We start from the raw sequence: 1582 nt of genomic DNA, 5'->3' as shown, positions 1-1582 counted from the left end.
AGAATTAGAAAATATATTATCCCAATTAGTAAAATATAACTTTTGTATTCTTATTGTTAACCATTCTAAAGTAACAGAAATAGTAGAACTAGATTGGAAAATCAAAAATGTATGCGCAATCGAAATGCCAAATGAGGAAATTTGGGAGGGTAATGATTTACTATGGGAGCGTATTTTTCAAGGTATAACATTAATTTCAGATAAATTTAATTGAAAAAGTAGGGACAGTATGAGCCAAAAGAAACAGAACCTAACAATTTTTCTCCATATACCCAAAACTGGAGGTACAACACTTAATTCAGTATTTACTCGTCAATATACAGTAAAAGAATTCCATAATCATGATTTATTTGATCGGAAGATCATTCCTTTATCCGAATTAGATAAGGAGCATAAAAAAAGAATTAATGCCATTTCTGGACATCATTTTTATGGTATACATGAACATTTCAATAAGCCCTATCGTTATTTTACAATGCTTCGTCATCCTGTCGACCGTGTTCTGTCTCTTTATTATTATTTAAAGGAGAACGACTATCCTGGATACGAATGGATGAAGGAAATGACTCTGGAAGAATTTGTAGAAGCAACTCCTGAAGCACAAAATAATCAAACTACTCTTCTGTGTGGATACCCCATAAATCCAGATGTGAATATAGCAAAAGAAAGAATAATGTCATTTGATATGGTCGGAATAACAGAATTGTTTAATGAGTCACTATATTTGTTTAAAAAAACTTTCAAATGGCACAATATACAATATAGAAAAATGAATATGACTAAATCTAGATTAACAAAAGAAGTATTACCTGAAGAAACCTTAAGGCTCATTGAAAAATATAACGAAATGGATATAGAAGTTTATGATTACGCAAAAAAATTACTTTTAAATAAACTGGACAATCTCTCCATAAAAGAAAAACGAACACTTCAACAATTAATAGAAAAACAAAAAAATCTATAAAAATAAATAGGCCTTACTCGCAGAGTAAGGCCTTACCTCCATACTTTTCATTCTTTGGTAATCGGCACTATCGTTGGGGTATAGCTCAGTTAGTGCATTTACTTTTTTAAGAAACCATTCATATTCACTAATTATTTTAATACTTTATACTTTTTTCAATTTTGTACAGTTATATAAACATGCAATTCATCACAACACCACTTTCTAATGATAATTTCATTAAGAGATATAACAGTAATTTAAAAAGTACTACTCAGAAAGGAAGTAAAAGATGAATTGAAAAAAATAAATCCTATTTATAGCTAGTATAACTTCTTATACATACTTTTTTAAATAAACACCATTGCTAAATGGACAATAGCCGTGCATTATTATTTCACAATGCATACTCTATTAATGTGATGTGGAAGTCACAAACCCTTCTGTCTAAGAGTAGTGGGGCATCCGTACTCTCATAAAACCTCCTCATTAAGGGGTGTGCCATTAAAAGGCGCACCCTGTTTCGTTCCTAAAGTAATTTTTATATGGATTGTCTACACTTATCTGGACAGAAAAATAAGCTCATGTTCACTTGACCTAAAACTGATCAGAAGATGCAATTATGACAAAACGAGAACG

Annotated in this window: 2 protein-coding genes; both read left to right on the top strand. The window is 30.6% G+C overall.

Features of this window, described 5'->3' with window-relative positions; translation table 11 throughout:
- Window positions 1-214, top strand: a 214-nt coding sequence (locus ACZ3IG_RS36140) for a hypothetical protein (RefSeq protein WP_467437477.1), incomplete at its 5' end; no start/stop codon positions are given.
- A gap of 15 nt (window positions 215-229) precedes the next feature.
- Window positions 230-964, top strand: coding sequence for a sulfotransferase family 2 domain-containing protein (locus ACZ3IG_RS36135; RefSeq protein WP_404764489.1), 735 nt, complete (start codon window positions 230-232; stop codon window positions 962-964).
- The last annotated feature ends 618 nt before the right edge of the window (window positions 965-1582 follow it).

The sequence above is a fragment of the Streptomyces sp. NPDC016677 genome (genome assembly GCF_055562815.1).
This window is presented reverse-complemented; position numbering and strand designations above follow the sequence as displayed.